Raw genomic sequence first — 25,744 nt, 5'->3', positions numbered from 1 at the left:
AGTTTAACATTCGCGCCATGAGCGACGACGCGATTTCCCAGGATATTCCCGCCACCCCCGACATCCGCATCGTGCTCGTGGGCACCCAGCACCCGGGCAACATCGGCGCTGCGGCGCGTGCGATGAAAACGATGGGCCTGTCGCAACTGGTGCTGGTGGCCCCCGAAAAGGCGCCGGACCGTGATACCGAGGCCATGGCCGCCGGTGCCGACGACCTCGTTGCGGCCGCGCCGGTCCACGCCACGCTGGCCGATGCCGTGGCCGATTGCGCGCTGGTGCTGGGCTGCACGGCGCGCAACCGCCGGGTCCAGCTCGAACAGCTCGACCCGCGCGAAGCCGCGGTGCGCGCGCTGGCCTTCGCGGGGCAGGGGCCGGTGGCACTGGTCTTCGGTCGCGAACGCACGGGCCTGGACAACAACGAGCTGCAGCTCTGCCATGCCGCCGTGCACATTCCCTCCGACCCGGCCTTCAGCTCGCTCAACCTGGCCGCGGCGGTGCAGGTGCTGAGCTACGAGGTACGCATGCAGGTGCTGGGCGTGGGCACCCCGGCCCCCGCAGCGGCGGTGATCGCCCGCGAGGGCCTCGCGCAACATGCGGAACTGGAAGGGTTTTTCGCCCAACTGGGCGAGGCGCTGGAGCAGATCGACTTCCACAAGGGCCGCACGCCGGACTCGGCCATGCGCAAGCTGCGACGCCTCTACCTGCGGGCCGGGCTGGACAGTGCGGAGGTCCGGCTCCTGCGCGGCGTGCTGGCCGATACCCAGCGCATGGCGATGCTCGCGGGGCGCGGAAAAATCCCGTAGTGTTCGCCGCTGGGGTCATGCAGGGCTATTCGCTTTGGTTGTCTTCCGTCGCTGTCTCGCCGCATGGCTGTGCTTCCTGGCTGCGGCGCTGGCCCCTGTTGCCCATGCCAAGACCCCCGAGGACGACACGCACGTCCTCGTGCTCGGCCGCATCAGCGACGATCCCAAGGAACACTACGAGCAGCTGAAACCGCTGCTGGACTACGTCGTCCCGCGCATGGCCAGCGTCGGCATCCGCGAAGGCCGCATCCTCATGGCCCACGACGTGCAGCAGATGAACAGCTACCTGCGCCGCGGCCGGGTGGACTGGGTCACCGAAACGCCGGGCACGGGCATGCTGCTGCAGCAGGGCTCGGGGGCGAAACCGCTGCTGCTCACCGAGCGCGACGGCGCCAGCCAGTACACCACCGTGTTCTTCGCGCGCCGCGACAGCGGCATTCATTCGCTCGCCGACTTGCGCGGCCGCAGCGTCGCGTTCCAGAACCCGGGCTCGACGAGCGCTTACTACGTGCCCGCTACCGAGCTGCTCGATCGCGGCCTTTCGCTGCAGATCCTGCTCTCGCCGATGGACCACCCCGATCCGCAGGGCGTGGGCTACCTGTTCGCGCGCACCGAACTCAACATCAGCACGTGGGTGCACAAGCGCCTGGTCGACGTCGGCGTGATGAGCAACCTCGACTGGCAGAACCCGCAGCGCGTGCCGGCGGGATTCCGCGCCGACCTGCAGATCGTGCACGAGACGCCGCCGTACCCGCGCGCGCTGGAGATGGTGCGCGGCGACCTCGACCCGAAGGTCGAAGCTCGCCTGCGCGAAGTGTTGATCGAAGCGTCCAAGGATCCCGACGCCCGCGAGGCGCTGCTGCGCTTCTTCAAGACCACCCGCTTCCTGCCCATCGACGATGGTGCGCGCCACGCGCTGCATTACATCTCCGATGGCGTGCACCGCATCCGCGCGGAGGTCGAATGACGCTGCGGTTCGGCCTGCAGGCGAAGTTCCTCGCCGGCATGGCCCTGGTCCTGGTCGGCGTGCTCGCCCTGATGGGGCTGATGTGGCAGCGCCAGTCCGCGATGCAGGACGACGTGGCCAACGTCGGCCGCGACTCGATGCGCGAGCTCGTGTCCGAGCGCCTGAAGCGCCGCGGCGAAGCCTCGGTGACGCAGCTCGCCGACGAACTCGCCAACCCGATGTACTACTCGGACCTGGATGCGATCGGCAGCATCGCGCGCGGCATGTTGCGCCAGCCCGACGTCGCCTACGTGCTGGTGTTCGACGCGCAGGGCCGCATCGTGCACGACGGATCGGGCGACATCCCGGCCTACGGCCAGCCGATGAGCGATCCGTTCGCCTTCGAAGTCGTGAACGCGCGGAACACGCATACACAGAGCTCCGACACCACCGTCGACATCGCGAGCCCCGTGATGATCGGCGAGCAGCGTCTCGGCGGCGTGCGCGTGGGGTATTCGCTGGCGGCGATGCGCGTGGACGAAGACCGCGCGACGCATGCGATGCGCGAGCGACTGGACGACATCAGCCGTCGCCACCTGGGCTGGATCGCGATGATCGGCGTGGCCCTGCTCGCGCTCGGTGCGCTCGTGGTGGGCCTGGTGCAACGCACGCTGGTGCGCCCGATCCGGCAGTTGGCCGATGTCGCGCATGAAATCGAAGCGGGCAATTTCGAAGCCGACGCGCCGGTGAGCAGTCGCACCGACGAAATGGGCGACCTCGTGCGCGCCTTTGGCAGGATGAGCAGCAGCGTGGCGCGCCACGACCGCGACATCCGCCGCATGGCCTACAGCGATGCGCTGACGGGGCTCGCGAATCGCCTGGCGTTCCGCGAAAGCCTGGATCGTCGCTTGCTGGAGCTGCGCGGGGCAGGGCGGCAACTCGCGTTGCTGTTCGCCGACATCGACGACTTCAAACGCGTCAACGACACGCTGGGCCACGACGCGGGCGACGAGGTGCTGGTCCAGTTCTCCAATCGCATCCGCGAAACGGTCGAACGCATGGGCGGCCCGGAGGCGAAGCTCGCGCGCTTCGGCGGCGACGAGTTCGTCATCCTCATCGAGAGCGTGCTCTCGCCCACCGGCAACCATGGCGACGTGCGCACCGCCGCCAGCCGCCTCGCCGAAGCGCTGGTCGCCGAGCTCAGCCGCCCGATCGTCGTGCAGGAACGCCAGGTGTTCCTCGGCACGTCCATCGGCATCACGCTGTTCCCGGAGGATGCCTCGGGTTCGACGATGCTGATGAAGAACGGCGACATCGCGATGTACCAGGCGAAGGTCGCCGGCAAGAACTGCCACCGCTTCTATTCGCGCGCGATGGACCAGGCCGTCGAACGCCGCGTGCGCATGGAGCAGGACCTGCGCGGCGCGTGGGATCGCGGCGAACTCAGCCTGGTCTACCAGCCCGTGTACAGCCTCGCCGACGGCCAGTTGCGCGGCGCCGAAGCGTTGTTGCGCTGGCAGCATCCGGAACATGGTGCGATCTCGCCGTCGGTGTTCATCGATGTCGCCGAGCAGAGCGGCCTGATCGAAACCATCGGTCCGCTGGTGCTGCGCACGGCCTGCGAAGACACGATGCGCTGGCAGAAGGCGCATCCGGGCGCCGACAAGATGTTCGTCTCCGTCAACGTGTCGCCTCGCCAGTTGCGCAGCGGCGACCTGCCGCGCGTGGTGGCCGATACCTTGCGCGACACGGGCCTGGAAGCCACGCGCCTGCACCTGGAACTCACCGAAACCGCGGTGATCGGCGACGAGGTCCACGCCAGCGGCCTGCTCGCGCGCCTGCGCGCGTCAGGCGTGAAGATCTGGCTCGACGATTTCGGCACCGGCTTCTCGGGCCTGAGCCACCTGCGCCGCGTGCCCGTGGACGGCGTGAAGATCGATCGCAGTTTCGTCGCCGACGTGCTGCGCGATCCGGACGACCTCGCGCTCACCACCGCGATCATCGCGATGGCGCATTCGTTGGGCATTACGGTCGTGGCCGAAGGCGTGGAGAAGGAAGGGCAGTACGCGATCCTGCGCGAACGCGGCTGCGACCTCGCGCAGGGGTACTGGCTCGGCCATCCGGTGAGCCCGAGCGACTTCGCATTGCTTCTGAGCTGATTCGGCGTCGCAGAAGACCAGGACGTGAAAAAGACTGGCGCTTCCTCACTCGCGGAAGCACGCCATGATTCCTCCCTCCCTGAAACGCGCGATGCTCGCGGGCCTGTTCGCCTGCGTCGGTATCGCATCGCAAGCATCGGCGCAGGCCTGGACCGAGATCCACGTGACGCCCGACGAAGAGTTCTACAACTACCGCGAGGGCCTGGCCGCCACGCCCGGGCAGGTGCTGCGTTACAACTTCTACACACCCGCCGCCATCACGCAGGTTCGCATCGAGCTCAGCGGCGACAACGGCAACGCCGACATGAAGGTGTATCGCGACTCGACGAACGCGGTGCCCGCGTGCGATGGCCGCCAGGCCGGCACCAACGAACTGTGCACGGTCGGCTGGACGCCCGGCGCGAAGACGCCGGCCGCGAACTGGCTGATCGAAGTGTCGGCCAAGGCCGCGTTCTCCGACGCGAAGCTCGTCGTCGCCTACATGCCGCAACTGGTGCAGATCCGCGACCTGCCGGACCTGCCGTACGCGATCGCGCATCGTCCGACGTTCCACACCAATCCGTGGCTCGAGTCGAGCTGCGTGCAGGTGCGCACGGGCGCACCGGGCTTCGGGTTGCGCGAAAGGCCGTGCATGCCCGTCGGCGGCCAGCAGGCGTGGGATTTCCGGATGTATCCCGAGGAATATGTCATCCGGAATCCGATGACCGGGCTGTGCCTTTCCGCGGACGGCTTCTGGGTGGAGGACATCGAGTGCAACGCAGAGGACGAGCACCAGTTCTGGAATGTCCTGGGCACGCCCGGCGCACGGCACTTCGTCGTGCTCCAGCACCAGGTGAGCGGAAAGTGCATGACGTTCAATGCGGATCCCAACGCCGCATCGCTGGTCGATTGCCGCCTCGGCGAGGCCGACATGCCTGGCTGGTCGCTGCGCGAGCTGCACGAACGCATCGCGCCCGCGCAGGCGGTGGACGGCGCCACGTTCTCGCTGATCGCGGGCATCCAGTGCCTGGGCGACGGCCCCGGCGGCGCGGTGCTGGCGTCTTGCGACGATCGCGCGACCACGCGTCGCGACATGATCGGCTCGATGTACGGCGCGTCGGGGAAGCTGGACGAGTTCGAGGACAATTTCCTGATGACGACCGCTGACAAGGACCGCTGCCTGGCCGTCGACCCCGCCGCAGGCAACATCGTCTTCCGTTCGTGCAACGAGCTCGACAATGGGCAGAAGTGGAAGCTGGAGCTGTACGTCACCAAGATCGGCGAATGGCAGGTGCGCAACGTGCAACGCCAGCAATGCCTGACCACGCAGGACGGTGGCACGACCGCGGGCACGCCGCTGGCACTTGGCGACTGCGCGATCGGCGATACGAAAATGCGCTGGCGTTACGTGGGTCGCTGACGCGCGACGGAAGGATCCTCCGCTCGTCGCGCCTGCGGCGAGCGGAATCCACGGCAATAGGGCTTCGCATTGCTGGCCTGATCGCGCGCGCTGCGCGTCAGAACCACTTGTGGAGCAGCTGCATGGTCTCCGTCGCGATGCCACCGCCGAGGAATCCGAAAGCGATCAACGTGCCCACGCCGGCCACCCACGCCACCACCATCAGCGCGCCGTCGCGCTCGAGCAACGCAAGCGCGAACATCAGCAGCAGCACGGCGAACAGATAGTTCGTCAGCGGGATCGGCAGCGAGAGCAGCAGGCCGAGCAGCAACAACATCAGGCCGGTCACCGGTGCGGCGAGGCGGCTGTCGAGCATCCACGACAGGCGCGGGCGGATCAGGTGTTCGAGCTTCGCCAGCCACGGCGAAATGCGTGCGTCGAACTTCGTCAGCGCACTCCGATGTGGACCCCGGCTGGCCAGGAAACGCGGCAACCACGGTGTGCGCAGGCCGATGCACAACTGCACGCCGATCAGCATCACCAGCGGGCCGCTGATCGCGCCGCCGATGGGAATCGGGATGAAGGCCGGCAGCACCGAGGCGAACAGCAGCATGCCGAACGCGCGGCGGCCGAGGCCCGAGAGCAGGTCCTGCAGGGTCAGCACATCGTTCGGATCGCCGTCCGCCAGCGCATCCAGGATCGCGCGGGTGCCTTTCTCATGGACGTCGGCGTCTTGCCCGCCGTCATTCATCGCGCAGGTCCTGCGTCAGGCGCTGCAGCAGCAGCTTGTCCACGCGCGGGCCGTCGAGGTCGACGACTTCGATGCGCCAGTCGCTGAAGTCGAAATGCTCGCCCACGTTGGGGATGCGCCCGAAGTGCGCGATCGCCAGGCCCGCGGCGGTGTAGTAATCCATGTCGTCGATGTCCGGCAGCGAGCCGCCGCCGAGCAGTTCGCGCAGATCGTCGATGGGCAGCGTGCCGTCGACGAGCAGCGAACCATCGTCGCGCAGCACCACCAGCGGCGAGTCTTCGCCACCACCTTCGCCGGCCTGCACGCGGCCGAGGATCGCGCCCATCAGGTCGGTCACGGTGACCATGCCCTGGATCTCGCCGTATTCGTCAACGACCAGCGCGATCGACTGCTGCTCTTCGCGGAAGATCTCCAGCAGCTTCAGCGCATGCGTGGATTCGGAGACGAACAGGGCAGGGCGGATGTCGCGGAACAGCTCCGGCTCGCTGCGCCCCAGTTCGTCGAGCAGCGTCTTCACTTCGAGCACGCCGATCACTTCCGAATCGTTGCCGCGATAGACCGGATAGCGCGAGTAGGGCGTCTCGCGCATGGTGTTGAGGTTCTCTTCGCGGTCGGCCGCCGCGTCGAGCCAGGCGATGCGCATGCGCGGCGTCATCAGGCTGTCCGCGGTGCGGTCGCCCAGGCGCATCACGCGGTTCATCATGTTGCGCTCGTCGGCGTCGATCACGCCCTGCTCGTGGCTTTCGCTGACGAGCAGGCGGATCTCCTCTTCCGTCACCGTGTTGTCCGTGGCACCACCGAGACCCAGCACGCGCATGCACAGGCGCGTGCCTGTGGAGAGTGCGATCACGAACGGCTTGGCGATGATCGCGAAGAACTCCATCGGATAAGCCACGACCGAGGCGATCTGCTCCGGGCGCAGCGTGCCGATGCGCTTGGGCACCAGTTCGCCGATCAGGCCGAAGAAGAACAGCATCACCAGGAACCCGCAGACCAGGCCGATCTTGCTGGCGTACGGCGCCAGCAACGGCACGTCCGCGACGAAGGGCGCGATCTGCTCACCCATCGATTCGCCGCCGAAGTAACCCAGCATCAGGCTCAGCAGGCTGATCCACAGCTGGATCGCCGACAGGAAGCTCTCGGGATGTTCGGCCAGCAGCAGGGCCTTGCGCGCGCCGCGGCTGGTGACGGCCATCTGCTTCAGTCGCGACTTGCGCGAGGTCAGCACGGCCATCTCCGACATCGCGAAGAACGCGTTGAACAGGACGATGACGAGGATGATCGAGAGGGTCAGCACGCGGTCGGTTCCTTCCGGGTAACGCCCGTGAAGGCCGGCAAAGGCTGGGTGCGAGCGGCGGGGGCGGGGTTCGGGTCGTCCATGGGGATGCGCCGGAGCGCGGGGGGATCATAACAGCCGTGTCCCTCACGTCCCGAGGGGCAAATTGCGGCCTCGCAGGCGGCTGTCATACGCCTGTCATACAGCCCGCTGTCATAATTGCGCCCCGATTCCGTCACGCCACCGCAACAAGAGGCCCCCACGCATGTTCTCCCTGCAGACGATCTTCGGCCAGGGCAAGCAGTTCTACAGCTTGCTCAACGATGCGGCGGTGGCGGCCCACGACAGCACCGTGGCCCTGCACGCCATGCTGAAGTCGCCCGAGCGCACCCCGGGCCTGGAAGCCTTCAAGCTGGCCCGCCAGCGCGAGCGCGAAGCCTCCGACAAGATCAGCCAGGCGCTGGTCGACAGCTTCATCACCCCGATCGAGCGCGAGGACATCGAGTCGCTCGCCTCGGCGCTGTACAAGATCCCCAAGCAGGTCGAGCGCTTCGCCGACCGCTACGCGCTCGCCCGCCACCGCCTGCACGACATCGACTTCGCGCCGCGCGCGGCGATGCTCGAACAGGCCGCGGCCGTGGTCGTGAAGATGGTCGCCGAGCTCCAGCACCTGAAGCTGGACGACATGAAGAAGCTCAACGACCAGCTCCGCGTGCTCGAGGCCGAGGCCGACCGCCTCATCCTCGAACTGCACCGCGACATCTACTCCGGCCGCCTGGATGCGGGCGAGATGTTCCTGCTGAAGGAGTTCTTCGAGATCCTCGAGAAGGCCATCGACCGCTGCCGCGAAGCCGGCGTCGTCGCCTATTCGATCGCGCTCAAGAACAGCTGACGGGCGCCCGCACATGCTGACGCTCGTCCTGCTCGTGGTGGTGTTCGCGCTCGCCTTCGAGTTCATCAACGGCTTCCACGACACCGCCAACTCGATCGCGACCGTGGTCGCGACCAAGGTGCTCTCGCCGGGCCAGGCGGTGATCCTCGCCGCCGTGACCAACCTGGTCGGCGCCTTCGCCGGCACGGCCGTCGCCAAGACCATCTCCAGCGGCCTGATCGACACCGACGTCGTGCACGTGAGTTCGCAGGTGCTGATCTGCGCGCTGCTCGGCGCGATCGTCTGGAACCTGATCACCTGGTGGCGCGGCCTGCCGTCCTCGTCCTCGCACGCGCTGATCGGCGGCCTGTGCGGCGCCGCGTTGTCGGCGGCGCACAACAACTGGCATGCGCTGATCTGGTCGAAGGTCGGCGACGGCGACTGGACGACCAACAAGGGCCTGTTGTGGAAGGTCTTCCTGCCGATGGTGAGCTCGCCGTTCGCGGGCTTCATGCTCGGCGTGCTGATCCTCAGCCTGCTGTACCTGATCATCGCCGCGATGTACCGCGCCGGCGGTCCGCTCGCGCGCGCTGCGCGCCCGCGCTGGGTCAACGCGTTCTTCGGCAAGGCGCAGCTGGTGTCGGCGGGCTACATGGGCTTCGCGCACGGCACCAACGACGCGCAGAAGACGATGGGCATCATCGCGCTGGCGATCTTCGGTGCGCAGGCGACGGGCGTGCTCGACGACCTGCCGTCCTGGCTGTCGTTCCTCCATCCCGACGGCGGCGAGAAGGACATCGACACCTGGATCGTCGCCACGTGCGCACTCGTCATGGCCGCCGGCACCGCGATGGGCGGCTGGCGCATCATCAAGACGCTCGGCCACAAGATGGTGAAGCTGCATCCCATCGACGGCTTCGCCGCGGAAACGGCGAGCGCCACGATCCTCGTCACCGCCGCGCACTTCGGCATGCCGGTGTCGACCACGCACAGCATCTCCACCGCGATCATGGGCGTGGGTTACGCCAAGAATCCGCGCGCGCTGAAGATCACCGTGATCGAACGCATCGTGTGGGCGTGGATCCTGACGATCCCCGCCGCGGGCGGCCTGGCTTACGTGATGTTCCGCCTCGTCGAAATGCTCGGCTGGAACTGAAGCGCGGAGGCGACTTGCCTTACAGCAGGTCGCCACCCGCCGAGAGGGCGCGCTCCATGCGATCGCCCATGCCGCCGATCTCCAGGATCAGGCGGTCCACTTCGGACGGCGAAATGCAGTCGTACGGCCGGTTCTCGCACAGCGTCAGGTAGGGCACGCCATCGAGTTCGCCGATGGCGAGGTAGCCGACGCGGCTTTCCCAGTTGAACGCGAGCGCGCGGCGCGCATCCAGGCCCGTCGTCGGTGCCACCGCCGTGCTCACGCGCAGGTAATCGCGTCCGTCGTCGTCCTGCATTTCCGACAGGAAGATCGCCTGGTGGCGCGTGCCCTGCTCGAGCGACAACTCCACGCACATGACGTAGGGCTCCTGCATGGTGATGCGGAAGTCGCCGCCGGCCAGGTGCGTGCGGATCTGCTCGAAGTTCTGCATGGGGTGGGGCCCCGGATTCTTGGACAGGGCAGCTATGCTAGTCCCTCATGGCCGACAAGTCTTCCGCCGACAGGATCCTCGCCGCCATCCGCGCCATTCCGCCGGGGCAGGTTGCCGGCTACGGGCATGTCGCGCGCCGCGCCGGGCTGCCGGGGCGCGCGCGCCTGGTCGCGCGCGTGTTGAGGGAGAACGCGGACCCCAGGCTCCCGTGGCACCGCGTGCTGCGCAGCGACGGGCGCATCGCGTTCCCGCCGGATTCGGAAGGTTTCGAAGAGCAGACGCAGCGCCTGCGCGCCGAAGGCGTCGACGTGCGGCAAGGGCGCGTGCGCATCGCCGAATCGGTGCCCGACCTCGACGGGAACCTCGACGCGGCGCTCTGGAAGCCGCGCTGAGCGACTAAGCGCGCCGCCGCATCCATGCCGCGATGCTGCAACGCTCGCGCGTGGCGGGCAGCACTTCGTGTTCGAGTTCGCTGAGGAAGCACACGCTGCCGGTGCGCGGAACGACGTCGATGTCGCCTGTGTCCAGGGACAAGCGCAGTGCACCGCCGTCTTCGTCGCGCCAATCGGGATTGAGGTAGGTCACGAAGGACACGACGCGCAGATCGCTGTCGCGAAATCGATCGCGGTGCTTCGCATAGCGTGCGCCGGCGGGGTAGGCGGCGTAATGCGCTTCGACTTCGTCCAGCCCGAGGAACAGGCGACGGTTGAGCGCGACGCGGAGGGCGTCGAGCGATGCGAGGTAGGCCGCGGCGGCTGCGCCCGTGCGCGCATCGTCGAGCCAAAGGGTCGCATCGCCGCGAATCTCCGTGCGCGTCCCGCGGCCGATGCCGCGACCGACCGCGGCCGGCACCAGGTCTCCCTTCACGCGCAACAGCTCCTCGCGCAGTGCGCGCGTGGCCGCGTCGTCGGGGAAGGCGGGCAGGCGGCAGGCGCCGTGCGCATCCAGCGCTTGCGCGAGTGCATCGGCCAGGGCGTCCGTGTCGGCCGCCTCCACGGAAGGCAGGAAGGGCATGCCGGTATGATAGCCACGCCTTCCCCCGGGCACTTCCGCAAGGGACTTCCATGTTCTCCAGGCTGCCGCCTGTCACGAAGGCGCTGTTGATCGCGAACGGCGTGGTATTCGTGTTCCAGCTGTTGTTGGGCCATGCGCTCGACATGTTCCAGCTGTGGCCGATCGGGCTGGACAAGCTCTACTCCGACGCGATGCCTTTCATGCCGTGGCAGCTGGTGTCCTACGGCTTCATGCACGATCCGGCGAACTTCTTCCACCTGCTGTTCAACATGCTCGCGCTGGTGATGTTCGGCTCGCCGCTCGAATACACCTGGGGCAATCGTCGTTTCGCGACCTATTACTTCACCTGCGTGATCGGCGCGGGCTTGTGCCAGCTCGCAGTGGGTTGGTGGCAGTTGAGCCACGGCGGCGTGGCGGGCCCGACGCTCGGCGCGTCCGGCGGCATCTTCGGCCTGCTGCTCGCCTATGGCATGTTGTTCCCGAACCAGCGCGTGATGCTGTTGTTCCCGCCGATCCCGATGCGCGCACGCACGCTCGTCATCGGGTACGGCCTGGTGGAACTGTTCCTCGGCGTGTCCGGTCGCCAGCCCGGCGTGGCGCATTTCGCGCACCTGGGCGGCATGCTGTTCGGCTACCTGCTGATCCGCTATTGGCGCGGGCAGCCTCCGTTCGGTAAACGGAAGCCGCCGCGCCCGCGCATCGTGCGCTGAGTTACTTCCAGATCTGCACGGGGTCCGACGCCACCATCGGATTCCCCGCCTTGCACGTGTTCGTCTCGGCGAACCCGGGCTGGTTCATCAGCGGGCCGTTGGTGCGCCACTTGCCTGGCGCATGCACCGTGGTGGCCGCGCGTTCGGTGGCGCCCTGCATGCTGGCGTTCTGCGCCCACACCTTCGCCCAACCGTCGAAGAACGGCTTGGCGTCGGACGCGGCATTCGCGTTGCGCCACGCGTCCCACGCGAGTTCGACGCCCGACAGGTCGGCCATGTTCGCATCGCGCGTCTGCGTGGCATTGATCTTCACGCCCTTGAGCGCGGGATCTTCGAAGGCGCCGTACTGCGTGACGATGCGCTGGCCGAGCGCATCCCACGCGGCGAGTTCAGTCGGTGTCCACCAGTCGCGGACCTTCTCGCTGGCATCGACGTAACGACCCTTGTTGTCGACCGCGTGCCCGAGCTCGCGGCCCACGAGCGCGCCGAAGCTCCCGTACTGCGAAGCGGCATCCGCGCCCATGTCGAGCACCGGTGCCTGCAGCATCGCGGCGGTGACGACCAGGCGGTTCTGCGCGATGTCGTAGGCGAGCGTCGGCTGCTGCGGCAGCACGTCCCAGCGACGATCCGCGTTGCCGCGACCGATGCGCTTCATTTCCTCGCGATGGCGCCACGTCGAGGCGATCAGCATGTTGCCGCCGAAGCTGCCGCGGCCCATCGGTTGCACGCTGTAATCCAGGTCGCGGTGCGGCGTGCCGATTTCGATCTTGAGCTTGTCCACCTTGGCCTTCGCTTCGGCCTTGGCCGTCGCACCGAGCCACGGGCTGCGATCGACGGCGCGGGCGAGCGCACCGCGCACGTCGGTGGCGATCTGTTCGGCGCGCTGCTTGGTGGCGGCGGGCACGTAACGCGCCGCGTACTCGTGGCCGACCATCGGGCCGGCCGCGGTGTTGATGGCATCCAGCACCTCGCGCCAACGTTCCGGCGGCGTCGCCTGGCCGCGCAGCACGCGGCCGCGAAATTCGAACTCGGCATCGCGCCAGGGCTTGGACAGGTAGGGCGCCATCGCGTTGCCGACCTGGAAGCGCAGGTAAGCCTGCCACTGCGCGGGCGGCAGGCTGCCGGCCATTGCATCGAGTTGCGCGAACAATTGCGGATTGGCGATCGACACCTTGTCGTCGGTGACGCCCTGCGCCTTCAGGAAGTCGCCGAGCTGCAGGCGCTTGTAGGTCTTGGCGATGTCCTTGGTGGCCACCGGCGCGTAGTTCGCCTGGTAGTCGCGCAGCGACACCAGCGGCTTGCTCGCCTGCGCGATGCGCGTTTCCAAATCGATCACGAGCTTGGCGTCGGCGGCCGCGCGATCGGCCGGCGTGCCGGAGAGCACGAGGATCTTTTTGACGTAATCCTCGTAGCGCTGCATCACCGCGCGCGTGTCGGCGTCGCTGCGCGTGTAGAACGCGGGGTCGGGCATGCCGAGCCCGCCCTGGCTGAAGTAACCGATGTGGCGCGACAGGTCCGCAAGGTCGATGTCCGCGCCGAAGTTGAACGCGACCGGGATGCCGACCTGGTGCAGCGCGGCGATCGCCGGCGGGATGTCCTTCGCGCGCTTGATGCCGTCGATGCGCGAGAGCAGCGGCGCAACGGGATTGGCGCCATCGCGTTCCACCGCCGCTTCATCCAGGCCGCTGGCCCAGAAGTCGCCGAGCAATTTCTGCACGTTGCCCTGCGGCGCGGTCTTCGCGGCTTCGAGCAGGTCGCGCTGCTGCTGCAGGCTGCGCTCGGTGAGTTGTGCCATCGCGGACGTCGTGCCCGTGGCCGGCGCCGGGTTCGCCTTCAGCCAGTCGGCGTTGGCGACGGAATAGAAATCGGTGCAGGCGGTGGCCGCGGCCGGTTCCTTCGGCTTCGCGGCTTTCTTCTTCTTGGCGGCGAGCGCGTCGTGGGAGGCTGCGCCGGCGAGCAAGGCCAGGCCGAGCGCGAGGGCGAGGGGAGCGAGCTTCTGCGTCATCTCAGGACCCGATGGGATAGTCCGGGCGAGTGTAACAAGGGGTCGCAATGCCGCTGGATGAATGAAGCCGTGGCGGCGTCACAAAAAGAAAGGCCCGGTCTCCCGGGCCTCTCTTTCCCGCAGACGCGGTGGCTTACCAGATGACGATGCGCTTGCCGTCGCCGCGGACCATCGGGTCGGTCGGCTTGCAGGAGAACGCAGCGGCGAACTCCGGCATGTTCGACGGCGCGGCGATCGCGCGGAAGTTGGCGGGTGCGTGCTCGTCGGTGGCGACGCGGCGCTCCAGTTCCTTCTCGGTGAACGCACGGCGCCACACGGTGCCGAAGTTCAGGAAGAAGCGCTGGTCGCGCGTGAGGCCGTCGGTCTTCGGATCCGGCGTGCCTTCGGTGGCCTTGAGCATCGCCGAGTGGGCGACGTTGAGGCCGCCGAGGTCGGCGATGTTCTCGCCCAGCGTGAGCTTGCCGTTGACGTGCTTGCCCGGCAGCGCCTCGTAGGCGTTGAACTGGTCCACGATCATGCCGGTGAGCTTCTCGAAGCCCTTCGCGTCGGCGTCGGTCCACCAGTTTTCCATGTTGCCGGTCGGCCCGAAGCGGCTGCCCTGGTCGTCGTAGCCATGGATCATTTCGTGGCCGATCACCGCGCCGATGCCGCCGTAGTTGTTGGCGTCGTCCGCCTTCGCGTCGAAGAACGGCGGCTGCAGGATCGCGGCCGGGAAGACGATCTCGTTGCGGAAGGGGTTGTAGTAGGCGTTGATCGTCTGCGGCGTCATGCCCCATTCGGTCTTGTCGACCGGCTTGCCGATCTTCGACATCGCGAACTTGTAGTTGAATTCGTTCGCGGCCAGCACGTTGCCGAAGTAGCTGTCGCGCGAGGTGTCCAGGCCTTCCCACGAGCGCCACTTTTCCGGATAGCCGATCTTCGGCGTGAACGCGGCCCACTTCTCCAGCGCCTTCTTCTTGGTGTCCGGGCTCATCCACGCCAGGTTCTCGATGCGGGCCTTGAGCGCTTCGCGCAGGTTCTGCACGAGCTTCTCCATGCGCGCCTTGGATTCAGGCGGGAAGGCGACCTGCACGTACATCTGACCGAGCGCTTCGCCCGCGCCGTCGTTCACCGAACCCAGCACGCGCTTCCAGCGCGGCTTGAGTTCCTTCTGGCCGCGCATGTCCTGGCCGTAGAACTTGAAGTTCTCCTGCACGAACTTGTCGCTCAGGTACGGCGAGGCCTCGTCGATGATGTGGAAGCGCAGGTAGCTCTTCCACTGGTCCACCGGCACGTCGCTGCGCATCTTGTTCCACTCGGCGTGGAATTCGGTCATCGGCATGGAGAAGGTCTTCGGCAGTTCGACACCCTGCGCCTTGAAGTAGTCTTCCCACGAGAAGCCCGGCGTCACCTTGTCGGCATCGGCCAGGGCGACGGGGTTGTAGTACAGCGCGACGTCGCGCTGCAGCTGTTCGCGCGACTTGGACACCTTCGCCAGGCGCGTTTCGAACGCGATCACGTCCTTGGCCTGCTTCGCCGCATCGGCGGCGGGCGTGCCGGAGAGTTCGAGCGTGCGCGCGATGTGCGCCTCGTAATCGGCGAGGTTCTTCTTCTTGTCCGGCGAGAAGTAGTACTCGGTGTCCGGCAGACCCAGGCCGCCCTGGGTGGCGTAGGCCATGTTCATGTCGGAATTCTTGAAGTCGGCTTCCGGGCCGAAGTCGAACAGGTAGCCTTCGCCCTTCGCGGCGGAATCGCGCAGGTAGGCGGCGATCGAGTTCGCGTCGGTCAGCTTGTCGACGTCGGCCAGGCGGCCTTCGATCGGCTTGATGCCCTGCGCTTCGATCTTCGCCTCGTCCATGCCGGTGGCCCACATATCGCCGACGATCTTTTCCACGCCCGTGGCCTTGGCATCGGCCGCGGCCTGTTCGGCGATCTGGCGCTGCACGGCGTTGGAGCGCTCGTCGAGCACTTCCATCGAACCCCACGAGGTGCGGTCGTTCGGGATGGCGTTGGCGGCGAGCCACTTGCCGTTGACGTAGCCGTTGAAGTCCGCGCAGACGTTCTTGGTGGCGTCGAGGTCGCCGACCTGGAAGGTGTTCACGCCCGGCAGCTTGCTTTCATCGAGCGTCAGCTTCGGGGTGGCGTCGGCCTTCGGGGCGGCGGTGTCCGCGGCAGGCGCGGCGGCCTCGCGGTTGCACGCCGCGAGCGCGGCGACGATGGACAGGGACAGCAGCAAAGCCTTGGGATTGCGAGGCACGGGTGGCTCCGTTGGGAAAGGCGAACGAGGGATGCACCCCTGGCGGGGCGACAGGCGACTGTACCGGCCGAGGCTGGTCCGGTGGGGTGTCGAAGGTCATGGCGGGAGGGGAGGGTTGTTGGGGGGCGCGTGTTAAGGTCCGGCGCCATGCGCATCCATTTCCATGGCGCGGCCGGGGAGGTCACCGGTTCGCTGCACCTGGTCGAGGCCGCGGGCCGACGCATCCTGCTGGATTGCGGAATGCTCCAGGGCAGCCCGGAGCAGGAAGCGCGCAACGCTGAACCGTTCAATTTCGATGCCGCGTCGATCGACGCGCTCGTCGTCAGCCATGCGCACATCGACCACGTCGGGCGCATCCCGTTGCTGGTCAAGCGCGGATTCAAGGGCCCGATCTTCGCGCAGGCGGCCACCGCCGACCTGATGCCGATCATGCTGCTCGACGCCGCCTCGCTCGCCGAGAACGACGCCGAACGCGCAAACCGCCGACGCCGCCCCGGCATTCCCGAAATCGCGCCCCTGTACCTGCGCGAGGACGTGACCGACGCGATGGCCCAGGTGCGCCCGCTGCCCTACGACACGCGCACGACGATCGCGCCGGGCGTCGACATCGCCTTCCGCGATGCGGGCCACATCCTCGGTTCGAGCATCGTGGAGCTCTGGGCCGACGGGAAGAAGCTCGTGTTCTCCGGCGACCTCGGCCCGAAGGGCACGCCGATCCTGCGCGACCCCACGCCGATCGCGCAGGCCGACCTGGTGCTGATGGAATCCACCTACGGCGATCGCAAACATCGCGAACGCATGGACACGGTGCGCGAACTGGGCGAAGTTTTCGAGCGCGCGCTGGCCGAGCACGGCAACGTGCTGATCCCGGCCTTTGCCGTCGGGCGCTCGCAGGAATTGCTTTACTGGTTCGCGCAATACTTCGATGCGTGGAAGCTGGCGCGCTGGCAGATCTTCCTCGACAGCCCGATGGCGGCGAAGGTCATCGGCGTGTACGAACGGCACGTCGAACTGTTCGACGAACAGGCGCGCGCGGTGTGGCAGCACCAACCGCTGCCGTTCAAGCTGCCGAACCTGCACATCAGCCAATCGATCGACGATTCGATGGCGATCAACCGCATCGAAGGCGGCGCGATCATCATCGCCGGCAGCGGCATGGCGAACGGTGGGCGCATCGTCCACCACCTCAAGCACAACCTCGGGCGACGCAATGCGCACGTCGTGTTCCCGGGTTACCAGGCACAGGGCACGCTGGGGCGGCGCCTGGTCGATGGCGCGCAGTGGGTGCGCATCCACGGCCAGGATTACCGGGTCAACGCGCAGCGCCACACCGTCGGTGGATTGTCGGCGCACGCCGACCAGAGCGGGTTGCTCGCGTGGTACGGACAGTTCGAAGGTGCGCCGCCGTTGGCGCTCGTCCACGGCGAAGACCGCGCACGCGAGGCGCTGGCCGGCGAGATCCACGAACGTGACGGCCGCGAGGTGTTCCTCGCGCGGCCGGGGCGCTTCATCGACGCGTGAGGCTCATGCGGCGGCGGCCGCCTCGTGCAGTTCGCGCGCCCGCGCTTCGCCCAGGTAGGCGATGATCGCGCGCCGCAACGCATAGATCAGCGGGATCAGCACGATCGCCGCGAGCATCTTGTAGGCGTAGTTCACCGTGCTCACGGCCAGGAACAGCGGGATCGACCAGTGCTGCGGGCCGATGACGAAGGCGATGTAGAGCACGACGAAGCTGTCGACGAGCTGCGACACGGCGGTGGAACCGGTGGCGCGCAACCACACGTGGCGATCGCCGGTGTATTGGCGGATGCGGTGGAATACCGACACGTCGATCAGCTGCCCGACCATGAAGGCCGTGACCGAGCCGCCGATCGTCCAAAGGCCTTGCCCGAAGACGGCCGCGAACGCTTTCTGGTAATCCGGCACGCCCTGCGTCGTCGCCGCGCCGACCCACCAGCTCGCGGGCGCAAGCGAGATCGCCGCGAACGCGAAGGCGAAGCCGTACACGATCAGCACCACCGCGATCCACGAAATCATGCGCACGCCGCGGCGCCCGAAGAATTCGTTGATGACGTCGGTGAAGATGAAGACCATCGGCCACAGCAGGGTGCCCGCGGTGAAACTCAGCGAACCCTTTTGTCCGAACAGGTTCCACTCGAAGGGCGTGATGCCCAGCGTGTCCTCGAGCGCGAAGATCTTGACGCCGATGAATTCGGCAAGCACCGCGTTGACGCAAAAGAACGCGGCCAGCGCGATGAATAGCCGCGTGGCGCGGTCGGCGAGGGGATGGGTGCGCGCGTAGGCGGCTTCGGCTTGGAGGACGGCGACCTGGGCGCCGTCTGCTTCGGCCACCGTACTCATGCGCGCGGCGGTGGAGCGAACGGAATCGTTTCGGGCGACACCGCGCCGCCGGAAATGATGAAGCTCATCGCCTGGTCCACGGTCCAATCGGTCGGCGTGATCTTGTCCACCGGCACGATCTCCAGGTAACCGGACGTCGGGTTCGGCGTGGTCGGCACGTACACCGCGGCGAGCTCCTGCCCGGTGCGTTCGTCGCGCAGCATCTTGGTGACGAAACCGACCGACTTCATTTCCGGATTCGGGAAGTCGATGAGCACCACGCGCTGCGTGCCGTCGGGCTTGGTCTGCAGGATGTCGAGCAACTGGCGCGCGCTGCCGTAGATCGTGTTGGCCAGCGGGATGCGCTGCACGAAGCTTTCGAACCAGCGCAGCAGCGTCTGCCCGATCACCACGCGCGCCATCAGGCCGGAGAGCAGGATCACGCCGAGCGTGGCCACCAGCGCGAGCGCGGTCTGCACCCAGGGTTCGGCGAGCCAGCCGAAGGCCGCGGGATTCCCCGAGGCGAGCGCCGCGAGCGCCGGATCCATCAACGGGCGGCTGATGCCGGAGAGCAGGACGAAAACGAATTTGACGACGACCCAGGTCAGCCAGATCGGCAGCAGGGTCAGCAGGCCCGTGAGGAAGAGCCGCTTCAGGCTTGGGGGTTTGCGCATGCGCCCATTATGGGGGTCACTCGTGCACGAGGCGCACGCCGACGTCGTCGTAACCGCGCGAGGGTTCGACCGTGCGCGGGTGCGGACCGCGCCAACCCGTGCCGGCGATGGAGCCGTCGCGCAACCAGGTGGCGGTGCTGCGGCCGCCGCTCGCAGCCGGGGCGGCGCCCAGTTCCGCGCTCGTCGGCAGTCGCACGTGCTGGCCGTTGCGGCTCGCCCAGTGCGCATACGCCTGCGCATCTTCATAGGAGATGCACACCACGCCTTGCGTGTCGGATTGTTCGAAGCCGGGCTCCTTCCAATCGCGCGGCTTCATCAGGCGCAGCAGCGAGAGCTTTTCGCGGCAGAGCGCGGACTCGCGGCCGGTCGCCGCGGCGAAGCGCGCGTATTCGGCGCGCGTGAGCGGGCGCAGCACGGGCGCGGCCGGCGCGGCGGCCGCGACCATGTCGGCCACGTCCTGGCGCGTGTCGACGATCTTTTCCGCGCGGGCGCGCAGGGCGTCGGCGAGCACCTGGTCGCCGGCGAATTCGGGCACGAGCGCCGCCGCGGCGAACGCGTCGTCGCGGTTCTTGTTCTTCTCGGCGGTGGCGACGCGGCGCTTGAGCGCATCGGCCGCTTTCGCGTGCAGGTCGCGCAGGGCGTCGTTGCCGAGCGGCGCGGTGCGTTCGGCCAGTTGCGTCGCGCGCCCGAGGTAATCGCGCGCCTTGTCTTCCTCGCCCTTGCGCAGGCGCGTGGCCATTTCGTCGCTGAGCGCGGTGACCACGGAGGCCACGAGCGGCTGCAGGCCTTCGTGTGCGGGATCGACGCTGTAGGCGAACAACACGCTGTCGTAGGCGTTGTCGCCCTTGGGCGCGGTGATCTTGCGCGCCGCGACCTGTTTCTCGCCCGCGGTCACCCATTGCTGCGCCGGGGATTCCGGCGGCGGCGCGAGCATGCGATCGACGACCGGGTCGGTCGGCGCCGGTTTCGCCGGCTTCACCGACACCGCCGGCGGCTTCTCCACGCGGAAGAAGTCCATGCCATCGCCCGGCTCGTGCTGCGAGGCCACGCCGATCATGGCCGCGCACAACAGCGCGCCGCCGATCAGCAACGGCTTGGGCACGATGCGCAGGCGGCGCCAGGCCATCGCGCTGTTCGCGGCGATGGTGTCGAAGGACAGGCCGCCGCGTTCGATGCGGTCCAGCGCTTCAAGCATCTGCTGCGCGCTGCGGAATCGCGTCGCCGGCGACTTGGCCAGCGCCTTGTCGATGAAACGCTGCCAGTGCATGAGCTCCGCCGGCAGGCGCGGAATCGGATCCTTGGCGTGCATCACCGCCATCGACAGCGCATCGGCGGCGTTGTACGGCAGCGAGCCGGTGAGCATTTCCCAGGCGAGCACGCCGATGCTGTACAGGTCCGCGCGGCTGTCGACTTCTTCGCCGCGCGCCTGTTCCGGCGGCATGTACGCGGTGCTGCCGACGGCCAGGCCCGTCATCGTCAGGCGCGGGTTGATGCCCTTGCGCAAGGCGATGCCGAAGTCGGCGAGCTGCGGGCGTTCGGCATCGTCGAACAACACGTTCTCGGCCTTGACGTCGCGATGCACGATGCCGCGCATGTGCGCGTAGTCGAGCGCTTCGAGCAATGCGCGCAGCGTGGAGACGATGCGCGACTGGTCGTGCGAGATGCCGTGCTGGCGTGCGATGCGCTGGCCGAGGTGCCCGCGGCCGAGGAAGGGCATCGCGTAGAAGGGCAGGTCGGACTGGGTGCGGCCGACTTCGTAGATGCCCACGATGTTCGGATGGTCGAGGCGGGCGATGGTGCGCGCTTCGTTCTCGAAGCGGCGGCGGCTGACTTCATCGGTCAGCGCTTCGGGCAGCATCACCTTCACGGCGACCTTGCGGCCGAGCGATTCCTGCTCGGCCAGGTAGACCGTCGACATGCCGCCCTGGCCGATCTCGCGCAGGAGCTTGTACCCGGCGATACGCGGCAGGTGGTTGGCAGCTTCGAGCTGCGACGTCTCCACGGTCATCCGTACGGTCCCCTTATCCGTGGGCGGAGAATACTTCGCGGAGCGCACGGGCGACCAGCCACGTCCAGGTGGCGAAGAGGCTCGGCGCCGGTTCGTTCATGCAACGGTGGGCGTGAAGGGGGTGTTCACGCCTTGACGCAATGCACCAAATCAGACGAGCAGCAAGGACGACATGCGACGGCGGTAACGTCCCACCAGTTCTTCGTCGTCGACCACGCGGAACGCATCGATGAGCGCCTTGCGAGGCAGGCCGTCCTCGAAGTTGCGGTCCAGGCGCAGCATTTCCAGGAACTGGTCGAGCCCGCCTTCCGCATCGCCGGCCACGAGGCGATGCACGCCCAGCAGGTGGCGCGCGCGCAGGTCCTTAGGATCGCTGGCGATCGCCGCTTCGAGCACCTGCGGCGGCGGTGCGTCCTTCAACAGGCCGGCGAAGCCCAGGCGTGCGCGTGCGCGGATCGCGCGATCGTCGTGCGCGAGGTTGGCGGGGAGGGCGTCGAGCAGTTGTTCGGCTTCGTGTGCACCGCCGGTCTGCAGCAGGGCGAGGGCGAGGTCGAGGCGGTGCTCGGGCTTGTCCGGTTCGGTTTCGACGAGCTTGCGCAGGCGCACCGCTTCGGCGTGCGGATCCACCGGGGCGGGTGCAGCCCCGACGGGCGCTTCGTTCGCCGCTTCCGCGGGGACGATGCCGTGGTGCGTCAGGAATTCGCGCAACTGGCCTTCCGGCAACGCACCGGGGAATCCATCGACGAGCTGGCCGCCCTTGACGAGGTAGACGGTCGGGATCGATTTCACCTGGAACGCGCCGGCGAGTTGCTGCTCCTTGTCGACGTCGATCTTCGCCAGGCGGAACGCGCCGTTGTATTCGTCGGCGAGCTTTTCGAGGATCGGACCCAGCGTCTTGCAGGGCCCGCACCACTCGGCCCAGAAGTCGACGAGCACGGGCACCTGCAGCGAGCGCTGCAGGACTTCGGATTCGAAAGTATCGGCGGTGGCGTCGAAGACGTGCGGGGAAGCAGTGGTGGCCATGGCGGTTCGCAGGAGCGGACGATGGGCGACAAATGGGGGCGATGCCCCGTCGCGGCAAGCCCGCACGCTAGCATGGCGGCATGAACCTGCCGTCGTCCTCCCGATCGCCCGCACGCCCGCCTGCCTTCCGCCCGCCTTCCGCCGCGCCGTGGGCGGGCCTCGCGCTGCTGCTCTTCGTTGTCGCACTGTTGGGCTTCGGCGCAGCGTTGGATGGGTATTCGCAGACGATCCATCCCGTCGCCTTGCTCGGCGCGCGCGGCGTGCCGCACTGGTATGGCTTCGATGCGCTCGGCTTCGTGCTCCCGGGCCTGCTCGCATGGTGGGCGATGGTGCAGGCGGGGCGCGCGATGGAGCACAAGCAGGCGGGCGGCGAGTTCGGCCTGGTCGGGCGCATCGGCTGGACCCTGTGCACGATCTCGACGCTCGCATTCGCGCTGGAAGGCCTGTTGCCGGTGGATGCGGCGCGCGGCCTCGGCTATGGCCTCGGGCGTTTGCATACGGCGGCGTGGACGGTGTGGTGGATCGCCTTCGTCGCCGGCGCGGTGGCGTTGATCGCGGGCGCGGGTGCGCACACGGGCCTGCGGCGCACGCGCATCGCCACGGCGATCGCGGCGATCGTGGTGCTGGCGAGTGTCGTGGTGGCCATTCCGGGCGCGCCTGCGCTCGGGCAACGCATCGCGTTCGTGGCGTGGTTCGCGTGGATCTTCGGAATGGCGCGCGCGTCATCGCGGTGACTCCGGCAAGGCGACGCAGGTTGCAGCCTCGGGTGCAAAGGCCATCGTGCGGGGAGGCGTGGCCAGCGTGATGCGGCACGCGCCCGGTTCGCCTTCTTCCTGCCAGCGCACGTCCACGTGCGTGGCATCGGTCCCGATGCGCAGGTAGGCGACGCCGTCGCGCCCGATCCCACCGACGCTGTCGCCCCAGGGGGACACGACATCGGCGGCGAAGGGCGGGGCGCTGCCGTCTTCGCGAACGACGCGCAGCCAGCGCGCCGGTGCATGCAGGGCGGGCAGGGGAACGTCGACGACGGCACCCGCGCGCGGAATCACCTCGCGTTCGGTCCACGCGAAATGCACGGCGGGGTCCGCGCCCTGCGGATCGATGCCGACACGATTGCGACGATAGGGCGACAGATGCGCGACCACGGCGCGGCCCGAGCGATCCAACCGCTTGTGCGGATCGTGCAGCACGCGCGCACCGCGTCCATGCCCGGTGCGCAGCAGCGCAACCGCTTCGCCCATCGCCGGAGCGAAGGTGAGGCCGTCGTGGTGCGCGAGCAACGCGCCTTCCGCATTCGCCGACCACTGCCGCGCTTGCGGCGACATGCCCACGCCCGCGCCGAAGCGCACTGCATTGCCGAGCCATCCGAGCGAGGCACTGGTCGTGCCCGCGCTGGCGCGTGCATCGGACTGCAGCCTGCCGATGCCATATGTGGCGCGCGAGGCGCCGATGGGGCCCTGCACGCCGACTTGCATGGCGGTCTGCGAGGGCGCGGCGCGCGCCTGCGCATGCAGCGAATGCGCAGTCGCACCGACGCGCAAGGGCAGGGACAAGGACAGCGCACCGTGCCGGCGTTGCCGCGTCTGTTCGAAGGAAGCGTCGAGCCGCGCGCGACCGCGGCCGAAGGTGCGACCCCAACCGAGCTGCGCGCTGCGATCCGGTCGTCGCGGCGCGTGGCGGCGTTCGACGAGCGCGAATGAAAACGCACCGGCGCGACGCGCTTCCTGTCGCAGCGCAAGGTCGATGCGCGTGTGTTCGCGCATTGCGGGCCCGTCGCGGGGCGTCGGCTGCATCGCTTCATGCAGCGAGCGGAAGCCGTCGCTCCCCACGCGCCATGCGGCGACATCGATCGAGGTGCGCGTGGGGGCGAAGAAGCCGGCGTAGCCCATGCGCGCACGCGTGCCGGCATCGCCCGCCGATCGCGCGTGCGACAAGTCGAGCGAGAGCACACCGACGGGCGCGGACAAGGCGACGCCACCGAGCGCATGCGCGTAGTCGCCGGCGAGTTGTACGCCGGCCCGCGCCGTGCCGTGATCGCCGGTCCCGGCTTCCCAGGTCATCTCGACGACACCGCTGCCACGCGCGTGACGCGAGGGACGCCAGCGCCCTGCCGCCACGCCGAAGCGCGCGTGCCCGCGACGCAACAAGCCCGGGGCCGCTGCGTTGGGCACTGCGAACGCGGTCGAACTGCCGTCCTCCTCGACGACCTGCACCTGCAGCGCATCGCCCGCGCCGACGGGGCGGACGTTCTCCAGGTCGAACGGCCCCGGCGCCACCGTGGTGTCGAGCAGCACCGTGTCGCCTTGCCGCACCTGCACGCGCGCGTTCGTCGCGGCGATGCCGCGGATCACCGGCGCATGGCGCACGCGCGAGGGCGGCAGCATGCGATCGTCCGAAGCGACGCGCACGCCGCGCAGCCCCACGGTATCGAACAGCGCACCACGCGTGTGGAAATCGCCGAGGGTGGCCTGCGCGGCGAGCGTGTCGATGTCGTGCTCCACTGTGGTGGCGATTGCATCGTTGCGCAGCGGCGTGCCGGACCGCCAGGTGTGTGCGCTGCGGTGGCGCAAGCGCCATCGGTCGAGGTTGGCGCCGGCTTCGAGCTGCAGGTGGGCCTGCGTGCGATCTGGCGCATCGTCGCGCGCGTCGCGGTGCGTCGCGGACAGGGCATAGCGCATGCGGAAGGCCGCAATGCCGGCGTCGAACAGGGCCGGGTCGATCGCATCCTCGATGCGCCCGGCGAGGACGGCCTGCGGGAGCGAGACGCGGAGCGCCAGTTCGCCGGCGTCGTACTCGGCGCGCGCCGAGGGGATCACCGATTCAAAGGCGACGCACGCGCCGTGCTCGAAGCGCGCGCGTTGCTCGCGGGACAAGCGCGCCAACGCCACGCCGAGCGCTTCCGCGAGCCTGCGGTCGAGGCAGGGCACCGCACTTCCGTCTCCATCCGGCGCGATGAAGCGCACCAGGTGTCGCCCGAAGGGGCGACCATTGCGCACCACGTCGAGTGCGTGCAGGCCCGGCGCAACGTGCGGACCCGCTGCATGCAGCGCCAGGTCGATGCCTGTTTCGCCGCGCCCGCGCACATGGCGGAAGAAGGCAGGCTCGAATCGCACGGTCGTCGCGACGTCTTGCGGCATTGCACCCGCGAGCGGCGCCATCGCCGTGCCCGCAAGGGACGCGAGGACGCCCATGGCCTTGCGGAGGCTCATCGAGCGCCATGGCCCACCCGCGCCGTGTGCGGAACGAGCCCGCCCGCATCGTCGACACTGTGGAATTCCACGCGTCCGGCGGCGCGCAACGCATCAGCGCGCACGCGTGCTTCGATCGCCGCGCCTGCCAGGTTCACCGCCTCCAGCGACAACGCCAATTGCCCGAACGGCGCGACCATGTCGCCGCGGAAATCCAGCGCACCACCGACGAGCACGCGCGAGATCGTGACGTGGAACGGCGTCGGATTGTCGATCCGCAGCTCGGGAACGCCGTCGTCTTCGACCAAACGCCAGGTCAGTCGCCCCGGCGCGCGATTCGCACTGCCGGCCAGGCCCGGCGGGCGCACGAACAGCTTGAGCTTGCTGCGCACGGCCATCTTGAGCGCCGTGCCGTCGACGACTCTCGGTGCGTCCGCGGGCACGTCGAGCACGTTGAGCCAGAACAGCGATTCGCGATCCGACGACAACGGGGCCGGCAGTCGGTGCACGCGCAAGGCCTGGCCCTTCCCCGCGTCCAGGCGGAACAGCGGTGGCGTGATCGCGAACGGAACGACGCCGGAGGTTGCGTGCGCACCGTCGTGCTCGATCCACGCCTCGACCAGCGCGGGCACGGGCCGACGATTGGTCAGCCGCACGGTGATGTCCTGCGCATCGGCGGGATAGATCACGCGCGTGCTCGAGACCACAACGCTGGCGTGCATCGGCAAGGAAAAGAGGACGGCGCACGAGAGCAACGCGCGCGCCATCGGTTTCGC

The 25,744-nt window shown here is 68.2% G+C and carries 22 protein-coding genes; 10 read left to right on the top strand and 12 right to left on the bottom strand.

Annotation, left to right across the window (positions count from 1 at the left end; all coding sequences use genetic code 11):
* Positions 1-17: 17 nt before the first annotated feature.
* The 4 genes from LVB87_RS15050 to LVB87_RS15035 all read left to right on the top strand — a co-directional run bounded on the left by LVB87_RS15050 (position 18) and on the right by LVB87_RS15035 (position 5,307).
* Positions 18-803 carry an RNA methyltransferase gene (locus tag LVB87_RS15050; protein WP_232898771.1) on the top strand — a complete coding sequence of 262 codons (786 nt, stop codon included), beginning with the start codon at positions 18-20 and terminating at the stop codon, positions 801-803.
* Between the two features lie 76 nt (positions 804-879).
* Entirely contained in the window at positions 880-1,770 is an 891-nt protein-coding gene (locus LVB87_RS15045) for a phosphate/phosphite/phosphonate ABC transporter substrate-binding protein (protein ID WP_232900570.1), read from the top strand.
* Positions 1,767-3,908, top strand: a complete 2,142-nt coding sequence (locus tag LVB87_RS15040; protein ID WP_232898770.1) for an EAL domain-containing protein — start codon at positions 1,767-1,769, stop codon at positions 3,906-3,908. The genes LVB87_RS15045 and LVB87_RS15040 overlap by 4 nt, the downstream gene beginning before the upstream one ends.
* Positions 3,909-3,972: 64 nt before the next feature.
* Positions 3,973-5,307, top strand: a complete 1,335-nt coding sequence (locus LVB87_RS15035; RefSeq protein WP_232898769.1) for a ricin-type beta-trefoil lectin domain protein — start codon at positions 3,973-3,975, stop codon at positions 5,305-5,307.
* A gap of 97 nt (positions 5,308-5,404) precedes the next feature.
* Here the strand turns inward: LVB87_RS15035 and LVB87_RS15030 are convergent, their stop codons facing one another.
* Together LVB87_RS15030 and LVB87_RS15025 are read right to left on the bottom strand one after the other, a co-directional pair.
* A complete protein-coding gene (locus LVB87_RS15030) occupies positions 5,405-6,037 on the bottom strand; it encodes an exopolysaccharide biosynthesis protein (RefSeq protein WP_232898768.1) in 633 nt (210 codons plus the stop codon).
* Positions 6,030-7,334: a hemolysin family protein gene (locus LVB87_RS15025; protein ID WP_232898767.1), complete on the bottom strand. Its 1,305-nt coding sequence runs from the start codon at positions 7,332-7,334 to the stop codon at positions 6,030-6,032. The genes LVB87_RS15030 and LVB87_RS15025 overlap by 8 nt, the downstream gene beginning before the upstream one ends.
* Before the next feature lie 244 nt (positions 7,335-7,578).
* Between LVB87_RS15025 and LVB87_RS15020 the strand changes: the two genes are divergently transcribed.
* Together LVB87_RS15020 and LVB87_RS15015 are read left to right on the top strand one after the other, a co-directional pair.
* Positions 7,579-8,205, top strand: coding sequence for a DUF47 family protein (locus LVB87_RS15020; RefSeq protein ID WP_232898766.1), 627 nt, complete (start codon positions 7,579-7,581; stop codon positions 8,203-8,205).
* 13 nt (positions 8,206-8,218) lie between these two features.
* On the top strand, positions 8,219-9,340 hold the full coding sequence (locus tag LVB87_RS15015) for an inorganic phosphate transporter (protein WP_232898765.1): 1,122 nt from the start codon (positions 8,219-8,221) through the stop codon (positions 9,338-9,340).
* A gap of 19 nt (positions 9,341-9,359) precedes the next feature.
* On the opposite strand, the gene LVB87_RS15010 is transcribed toward LVB87_RS15015, so the two are convergent.
* Positions 9,360-9,770 (bottom strand): hypothetical protein, encoded by a 411-nt coding sequence (locus tag LVB87_RS15010; RefSeq protein ID WP_232898764.1) that lies wholly within the window; start codon positions 9,768-9,770, stop codon positions 9,360-9,362.
* Positions 9,771-9,817: 47 nt separating this feature from the next.
* Here LVB87_RS15010 and LVB87_RS15005 point away from each other — a divergent pair, with 47 nt between their 5' ends.
* On the top strand, positions 9,818-10,162 hold the full coding sequence (locus LVB87_RS15005) for an MGMT family protein (protein WP_232898763.1): 345 nt from the start codon (positions 9,818-9,820) through the stop codon (positions 10,160-10,162).
* Between the two features lie 4 nt (positions 10,163-10,166).
* Here the strand turns inward: LVB87_RS15005 and LVB87_RS15000 are convergent, their stop codons facing one another.
* Positions 10,167-10,784 carry a 2OG-Fe(II) oxygenase gene (locus LVB87_RS15000; protein ID WP_232898762.1) on the bottom strand — a complete coding sequence of 206 codons (618 nt, stop codon included), beginning with the start codon at positions 10,782-10,784 and terminating at the stop codon, positions 10,167-10,169.
* Between the two features lie 50 nt (positions 10,785-10,834).
* On the opposite strand from LVB87_RS15000, the gene LVB87_RS14995 reads away from it, so the two are divergent.
* Positions 10,835-11,494, top strand: coding sequence for a rhomboid family intramembrane serine protease (locus LVB87_RS14995; protein WP_232898761.1), 660 nt, complete (start codon positions 10,835-10,837; stop codon positions 11,492-11,494).
* Between the two features lies 1 nt (position 11,495).
* Here LVB87_RS14995 and LVB87_RS14990 read toward each other — a convergent pair whose 3' ends face one another.
* Both LVB87_RS14990 and LVB87_RS14985 read right to left on the bottom strand, forming a co-directional pair.
* Positions 11,496-13,499: a M13 family metallopeptidase gene (locus tag LVB87_RS14990; protein WP_232898760.1), complete on the bottom strand. Its 2,004-nt coding sequence runs from the start codon at positions 13,497-13,499 to the stop codon at positions 11,496-11,498.
* Between the two features lie 133 nt (positions 13,500-13,632).
* On the bottom strand, positions 13,633-15,735 hold the full coding sequence (locus tag LVB87_RS14985) for a M13-type metalloendopeptidase (RefSeq protein WP_232898759.1): 2,103 nt from the start codon (positions 15,733-15,735) through the stop codon (positions 13,633-13,635).
* 147 nt (positions 15,736-15,882) lie between these two features.
* Between LVB87_RS14985 and LVB87_RS14980 the strand changes: the two genes are divergently transcribed.
* Positions 15,883-17,256 carry an MBL fold metallo-hydrolase gene (locus tag LVB87_RS14980; protein WP_232898758.1) on the top strand — a complete coding sequence of 458 codons (1,374 nt, stop codon included), beginning with the start codon at positions 15,883-15,885 and terminating at the stop codon, positions 17,254-17,256.
* Positions 17,257-17,259: 3 nt separating this feature from the next.
* Here the strand turns inward: LVB87_RS14980 and LVB87_RS14975 are convergent, their stop codons facing one another.
* From LVB87_RS14975 to trxA, 4 genes are all read right to left on the bottom strand, one after another.
* The gene (locus LVB87_RS14975) at positions 17,260-18,096 is read right to left on the bottom strand and encodes a queuosine precursor transporter (protein ID WP_232898757.1); all 837 of its coding nucleotides are present in this window, start codon (positions 18,094-18,096) and stop codon (positions 17,260-17,262) included.
* Positions 18,093-18,749 (bottom strand): DUF502 domain-containing protein, encoded by a 657-nt coding sequence (locus tag LVB87_RS14970; protein ID WP_232898756.1) that lies wholly within the window; start codon positions 18,747-18,749, stop codon positions 18,093-18,095. The genes LVB87_RS14975 and LVB87_RS14970 overlap by 4 nt, the downstream gene beginning before the upstream one ends.
* Positions 18,750-18,765: 16 nt before the next feature.
* Positions 18,766-20,757 carry a bifunctional serine/threonine-protein kinase/formylglycine-generating enzyme family protein gene (locus tag LVB87_RS14965; protein WP_232898755.1) on the bottom strand — a complete coding sequence of 664 codons (1,992 nt, stop codon included), beginning with the start codon at positions 20,755-20,757 and terminating at the stop codon, positions 18,766-18,768.
* A gap of 150 nt (positions 20,758-20,907) precedes the next feature.
* Positions 20,908-21,780 carry a thioredoxin gene (trxA, locus tag LVB87_RS14960; RefSeq protein ID WP_232898754.1) on the bottom strand — a complete coding sequence of 291 codons (873 nt, stop codon included), beginning with the start codon at positions 21,778-21,780 and terminating at the stop codon, positions 20,908-20,910.
* Between the two features lie 80 nt (positions 21,781-21,860).
* Between trxA and LVB87_RS14955 the strand changes: the two genes are divergently transcribed.
* Positions 21,861-22,514, top strand: a complete 654-nt coding sequence (locus LVB87_RS14955) for a DUF998 domain-containing protein (protein WP_232898753.1) — start codon at positions 21,861-21,863, stop codon at positions 22,512-22,514.
* Here LVB87_RS14955 and LVB87_RS14950 read toward each other — a convergent pair.
* Together LVB87_RS14950 and LVB87_RS14945 are read right to left on the bottom strand one after the other, a co-directional pair.
* Positions 22,503-24,989: a fimbria/pilus outer membrane usher protein gene (locus LVB87_RS14950; protein WP_232898752.1), complete on the bottom strand. Its 2,487-nt coding sequence runs from the start codon at positions 24,987-24,989 to the stop codon at positions 22,503-22,505. The genes LVB87_RS14955 and LVB87_RS14950 overlap by 12 nt on opposite strands.
* The gene (locus tag LVB87_RS14945) at positions 24,986-25,690 is read right to left on the bottom strand and encodes a molecular chaperone (protein ID WP_232898751.1); all 705 of its coding nucleotides are present in this window, start codon (positions 25,688-25,690) and stop codon (positions 24,986-24,988) included. The genes LVB87_RS14950 and LVB87_RS14945 overlap by 4 nt, the downstream gene beginning before the upstream one ends.
* Positions 25,691-25,744: the final 54 nt, after the last annotated feature.

This window comes from Lysobacter sp. KIS68-7, assembly GCF_021284745.1.
In the GTDB taxonomy this organism is placed as follows: Bacteria; Pseudomonadota; Gammaproteobacteria; order Xanthomonadales; family Xanthomonadaceae; genus Noviluteimonas.
The sequence above is the reverse complement of the archived record's forward strand: the minus strand, read 5'-3'. Positions and strand labels throughout refer to the sequence as shown.